This is a genomic window from Streptomyces sp. NPDC020845 (assembly GCF_044334165.1).
Classification (GTDB): domain Bacteria; phylum Actinomycetota; class Actinomycetes; order Streptomycetales; family Streptomycetaceae; genus Streptomyces.
Genome location: NZ_JBIRSJ010000064.1, coordinates 1 through 5,692 on the forward strand (window position 1 = coordinate 1; position 5,692 = coordinate 5,692).

The 5,692-nt window shown below is 68.1% G+C and carries 6 protein-coding genes; 1 reads left to right on the forward strand and 5 read right to left on the reverse strand.

Annotated features, from left to right (window positions below; genetic code table 11):
• Window positions 1-229: 229 nt before the first annotated feature.
• The 5 genes from ACH4U7_RS52990 to ACH4U7_RS53010 form a co-directional block, all read right to left on the reverse strand.
• Window positions 230-1,186, reverse strand: coding sequence for a transposase (locus ACH4U7_RS52990; protein WP_398534910.1), 957 nt, complete (start codon window positions 1,184-1,186; stop codon window positions 230-232).
• 260 nt (window positions 1,187-1,446) lie between these two features.
• Window positions 1,447-1,917, reverse strand: coding sequence for a transposase (locus ACH4U7_RS52995; RefSeq protein ID WP_398534911.1), 471 nt, complete (start codon window positions 1,915-1,917; stop codon window positions 1,447-1,449).
• A gap of 69 nt (window positions 1,918-1,986) precedes the next feature.
• Window positions 1,987-2,508, reverse strand: coding sequence for a hypothetical protein (locus tag ACH4U7_RS53000; protein WP_398534912.1), 522 nt, complete (start codon window positions 2,506-2,508; stop codon window positions 1,987-1,989).
• The gene (locus ACH4U7_RS53005) at window positions 2,399-2,947 is read right to left on the reverse strand and encodes a transposase (RefSeq protein ID WP_398534913.1); all 549 of its coding nucleotides are present in this window, start codon (window positions 2,945-2,947) and stop codon (window positions 2,399-2,401) included. Before ACH4U7_RS53005 ends, ACH4U7_RS53000 begins: the two co-directional genes overlap by 110 nt.
• 304 nt (window positions 2,948-3,251) lie before the next feature.
• Window positions 3,252-3,713 carry a MarR family winged helix-turn-helix transcriptional regulator gene (locus ACH4U7_RS53010; protein WP_398534914.1) on the reverse strand — a complete coding sequence of 154 codons (462 nt, stop codon included), beginning with the start codon at window positions 3,711-3,713 and terminating at the stop codon, window positions 3,252-3,254.
• A gap of 176 nt (window positions 3,714-3,889) precedes the next feature.
• On the opposite strand from ACH4U7_RS53010, the gene ACH4U7_RS53015 reads away from it, so the two are divergent.
• The gene (locus ACH4U7_RS53015) at window positions 3,890-5,326 is read left to right on the forward strand and encodes a DHA2 family efflux MFS transporter permease subunit (RefSeq protein ID WP_398534915.1); all 1,437 of its coding nucleotides are present in this window, start codon (window positions 3,890-3,892) and stop codon (window positions 5,324-5,326) included.
• Window positions 5,327-5,692 lie beyond the last annotated feature (366 nt).

The window sequence follows — 5,692 nt, forward strand, 5'->3', positions numbered from 1 at the left end:
TGGGCCCCGCGCGGCGGCACGGACGCCTGACTCACCGACGCCATCAGCCCGCGGTCTTCAGCACCCGGGGAGTCGCCGGGGCCGCCCGCTTCAGCGCCCGGGTACGAATGGCCCAGATGACAACCAGCTTGGTCAGCAGCGAGTCCCCGCCGGGGCGATCACCCAGCCCGACTCCAGTCCCACGTCCAGCCAAGCCGGACCCTGTGGCTGTGGGACTCTGTCGTCTGATTCACGGGCGGCGTCTGCGGGGCTTCCTGCGTAGTGGGGTATCGAGGTCGAGGTCAGCGAAGTGGGTGCGGCGCGTGGTGCCTGCGGGGTGACCGGTCAGGTGGGCGTCGATGCGGTGGAGGTTGATTGCTGCGGCGCTGAAGATATGGGCGAGGGTGGTCTTGGCTCGGCCTCGGTAGCGGCTGCGCCGGATGCCGATGCCGCGGACGGCTTGGGAGATCGTTCCCTCGATGCCGGCCCGCTTGTGGAAACGCTGCTTCCAGGCGTCGGTTCCCTGTTCAGCGCGCTGGTGTTGCAGGAACTCGTGCTCGTCACGGGGGTGAAGGATCAGTCGGCGGGTGAAGCCGCTGGTGCATGAGGTGCGGACTTTGCAGTTGCGGCAGTCCCACTCGGGGAAGATGACGACTGTCCGCGGGTGGCCGTCCATCCGGGTACTGCCCCAGTAGCGGCTCTTGGCTCCCGTGGAGCAGACGGCGTACTGCTCCTCCCAGTGGATCTGGAAGTCGGTGAGCGCGAAACCCTCTCCGGCGCGGGTCTGCCGGTCACTGGCCGGGGGAAGCGGCCCGACCAGGTCAATGCCCTGGGCGCGGGCGGTCAGGATGATCGCGGCGGAGGTATAGCCGCCGTCGACCAGGTGCTCGCCCGGCTTCACCTCGCGACGCTTGAGGTTGTCGTGGACCGTCCCGACCAGGCGGGAGTCGTCCACAGCCGCGTGGGTGGTGGCCACGTTCACCACCAGGTGGGGCAGGTCATCATCGCAGGTCTCGCTGTAGTGGACCTTGTATCCGTCCCAGATCATGCCGCGCTTGACCGAGCAGCGAGCGTCCACATCGTGTGGGCTGACCAGCCGATCTCTGCCCGGCGGGAGGTCCTTGCCCTCCCGCCAGCGCACCTCCTGACCCTGCTCGCCCTCGCCGCGGTGGTACTGCTGGATCCACGCCTGGCGCAGGACTTGCACCGCCGGTAGTTCCCGCAGCCACTGCGGCGCATCCGGTCGGTAGACCGTCTCAAGGAGCGCGTAGCCGCCTGTCCCGACCTGGACCGCAAACGTGCCGCGCTCCGGCTCGCCCTTCGGCAGCCGGTAAGAGTCCGCGCGCTGCCCGTATCGCTCCTGTCAGGAGGCGTCCGCGACGCCGACAGCGCGCAGCCAGTCCGGGGCGGCAACCGCCAGGGCCTCCAGCGTGCACCGCAGGGTCTCGGTGCAGAACTCCAGCCGGTTCAAGTCCCGTACCAGAGCCAGGACGTGGGTGGCATCCGTTCGCACGCGCCGCCCGTCCGGAGGAAGCCCAGTTCGGACGGCCTGGCCAGCAGCCGGTCCAGGATCACCTGCTCGTGGCTGTGCTCGACCAGGCGTGTCCGGAAGCCGGACAGGACGGAGAAGTGGAAGCCCTCGTCCCCCAACTCCAGCCCCATCAGGTATTTCCAGTCGATGCGACCGCGGACCGCATCCGCAGCCTGGCGGTCCGTCAAGCGTTCGGCGAACTGCATCACCGACACCACAGCCAGCATCCCCGGCGCCAGCCCAGGCCCTCCGCGGGCCGGGAACGCGGCAGCGAAGTCCGCGTCCTGAAACAGCACGCCCAACTCGTCACGGACCCGCATCGCCAGGCAGCCCTTGGGAAACGCTGCCCTTGCGACCCGCGCGGTCGTCGCAGGGATCCCGGGAGCGGGGACAGGATGCAGCGACACCGCCGATCCTCTTCACTTCCCCGCGAACAGGCCGATCCCCAACACCATCCCACACCGAAAACCCACAGGTCAGCGCATTCCGAAGAATCGCGCGACAGAGTCGCACAGGGCTGTGCGTATCCATCGTTCGGCGAACGCGTTGGACCGTGGGCTTTGCGGCGGAGTCGGGATGACGGCTGTGCCATTGTCGGCGAAGACGGCGTCGAATGCGGCGGTGAACTTGCTGTCCCGGTCGCGGATGAGGAACCGGAAGCACCCAGCTCTGTCTCCGAGGGCCATGAGCAGGTTACGGGCGAGTTGGGTGACCCATGCGCCGGTGGGGTGGGCTGTGACGCCCAGGACATAGAGACGTCTGAGGAAGACGGTCTCCAGCCGATGGCGGCGCAAGGCGGGTGGCAGGTGCCGCGCGAGAGCGGAGAGGACGGCACGATCAGCCCATGAGAGCCGCGGCCGCTCGATCTGCCGGCGCAGGACGGCGACCTCATGGCGAAGCACGAGGATCTCGGCGTTGATCGCGGCTGTCGATCGGCCCAGCAAGAGGAGGCAGCCCAGTAGTCGGCAGAAGATCAGGTAGAGCAGTCGCAGACCCACGATCAGCGATCACGCCCATATTCGGGCCATCACAAAGCCCCAGGTCAGCCGCCGTACGGCAGTAATGACACCCTTCAGGATCGAACGCGGTGTCGTACAGACCGAGCCCGCAGGCAGCCTTCCACCGCAGGTCACACCGCAGTTCCCGGACCGTCTCGAAGTCCGACAGCCCCTGCAGGCTCTGCAGTACCACGGTCGCGGCCAGGGCCTGCGGCGGCAGACTCGGACGGCCGTTGGGCGACGGATACATGTCCGCGAACATCGACGGTGGAAACAGCGCCTCACGGTGCTCGGCCAGGAACGCGAAGACACTCCCTGCCGGGATCAACTCCCGGCAGGTCTCCCACACTTCCGGCCCGACCATCTCCCCCATTCCCCCTGCCTGCCTACAAGTCTGGCCCCGACTCGGCCGAGTCGGGGCCAGACTCCGAGATTTCATCAGTCTTCTAGCCCTGGTGGCACACGTTCACCGACCAGTCGGCCACCCTACTTCCCGTCGCCGTGCTGGAGCTTCACCGTGCACTTGTACGTGTTCCGTCGCAGTTGAGCGCCGTGACCGGCACCGGGGCTGCGGCGGCCGCCGGGGCGAGGACGGATGTGGTCATGAGCAGGGCCCCGAGGTCTAGAAACGTACCAGTGAGCATGCGGCGCTCGTGGCAGACTCGACCCACTCGCGGCTTCCCCTCGGCCACCCCTACCTGCCGAGCGCGGCGACCAGATCCGGAACAGGAGCGTGACGAGGGCTACTCCGACGACAGACGCTCGACCTGCTCCTGCCCGAGCTCGGCCACGCGGCGGAAGTACTCACCAATGACAGCCAGTTCTTCGTCGCCGAAGCTCGTCAGCACCGCGCGGTACGCCTCACCGGGTTCGTCCCACGCCGCGCCCAGGCTCTCCACAGCGCCGGGCACGAGGGCTACGAGCGCGCGACGGCGGTCGGCAGGGTCGGCCCGGCGCTCGACGAGTCCCGCCTTGACCAGGCGGTCGACCAGCCGGGTGGCCGACCCTGGGGTCAGACCGGTCATCCGGGCGATGTCTCCGGTGCTCAGCGGATCCGGCTCCGTGTCGAGCAGGCTCAGGCACTGCACATCGGTGGGGTGCAGGCCGAGCCGGTCGGCCATGGTCTGGTTGAACAGCGTCCACGCCGCGTAGTGCCGTCGGCTCTCGTCGATGATCCGCTCGAGCAGCTCCGCCCGCTGTGACATCCGGGACCTCTCCACTCTCTAAATACGCTTGCGCGACACAATATTCGCGTCACACAATATCTCCGGTTGGTGCGTTTCGCTAGGCATTTTCGCAGGCCACGCATGCCTTTCCCCGCCGCCCGCCCCTGCCTCGGACTGCACCCCGCAATCCCGCCGACGGACCGAAAGGCACCCCGTTGTCCACTCTCACGCGCACCCACGCCGACCCGGATACCACCTCCGCGCGCAGGCGATGGGCCGTACTCGCCGTCGTACTCGCGGCGAGCGTCCTGGATCTGATTGACGCCACCATCACCAACATCGCCGCCCCGGCCATCACCGAGGACCTGGGCGGAGGAAAGTCCCTGGTGCAGTGGCTCGGCGCAAGCTACGCCCTCGCTCTCGGCGTCCTGCTCGTCGTCGGCGGCCGGCTCGGCGACAAATACGGCAGGCGTCGGCTGTTCCTCACCGGCCTCACCGGCTTCACCCTGTCCTCGATCGCCTGCGGACTGGCCGTCAACCCTGAATCCCTCGTCCTGGCCCGGCTCACACAGGGGGCCTTTGGCGCGCTGCTGATCCCTCAGGGCTTCGGCATCCTGGGGACGGTCTTCCCTCGCAACGAGATCGGCAAAGCGTTCAGCGTCTTCGCCCCCGCGCTCGGCGCCTCCTCCGTCGGCGGCCCCATCCTCGCCGGGTTTCTGCTCGACGCGGACATACTCGGCCTCGGCTGGCGGACCATCTTCCTGATCAACATCGTGCTCGGCGGCTGCGCGGTCATCGCGGCAGCCCGGCTGCTCCCGCACGATACCGGCGACCCTGCCACCACCGTGGACGGCCTCGAGTCCGCGCTACTCGGCGCCACCATGCTCGGGCTGCTCTACAGCCTCATCGACGGCTCCGAGCACGGCTGGACGCGCGCGCCCCTGCTGTGCATGGCCGCCGCGGCCGCCTGCTTCGCCCTCTTCTGCCGTCGCCAACTCCGCACCCCCCACCCTCTGATCGAGCCCTCACTGCTCAAGAACCGGGGCTTCACCTCCGGACTCATTCTCGGCGTCGCCTTCTTCGCCGCAGTCTCCGGGCTCCTCTACGTACTGTCGCTGTTCCTGCAGCATGACCTGGGCCGTACGCCCCTCCACGCGGCACTCGGCCTGATGCCGATCTCCGTGGGCATCGTCATCTCATCCTTCGCCTCGTACCGGCTCATCGCCCGGCTCGGCCGCACCCTCGTCCTGATCGGCTTGTGCGTCACCCTGCTCGGCACGGCCTGGCTGCTGACTCTCGTCCTGGCCCTAGGTACGGCGACGGGCGGTTGGGCGCTCGTGCCTCCCGCCTTCGTCATCGGGCTCGGGATGGGCGCCTGCTTCGGTACGATCTATACGATCGCGGTCGGCGACATCAACCCTCACGAGGCGGGCAGCGCCAGCGGATCGCTGAACGCCGTCCAGCAACTCGCCAACGGGATCGGCGCGGCCGCGGTGACCACCGTCTACTTCAGGTCCCCGCAGTCGGGGGGTGGCGCAGACGGGGACGCCAGGGCGATGACCAACAGCCTCTGGGTCGTTGCCGCCGCCATCGCCGTCAGCTGCTGCCTCGTAGCCCTGCTGCCCCGGCGGGCCCAGCCCCTAGAAGACTGATGAAATCTCGGAGTCTGGCCCCGACTCGGCCGAGTCGGGGCCAGTCTTGTAGGCATGCCGGGGGAATGGGCCGGGGAGATGATCGGGCCCGATGTGGGGGAGATCTGCCAGGAGTTGATCCCGGCAGGGAGTGTCTTCGCGTTCCTGGCCGAGCACCGTGAGGCGCTGTTTCCACCGTCGATGCTCGCAGACATGTATCCGTCGCCCAACGGCCGTCCGAGTCTGCCGCCGCAGGTGTGCCGTTCAGAAATGTGTCACTGCAGGTCGTAGACGGTCTGGCGGGGTCTGCGGGCGCGCTGGGGCCATGTCCAGGTGATCGTCTCACTGGTGTATCAGGTCACACGGAAGCTGCTCTCGGTTCCAGCG

Bases quoted from the DNA above. Each gene is read 5' to 3' on its own strand.
- ACH4U7_RS53010 (WP_398534914.1), bottom strand. From the start codon at position 3,713: ATGTCACAGCGGGCGGAGCTGCTCGAGCGGATCATCGACGAGAGCCGA.
- ACH4U7_RS53005 (WP_398534913.1), bottom strand. From the start codon at position 2,947: ATGAAATCTCGGAGTCTGGCCCCGACTCGGCCGAGTCGGGGCCAGACT.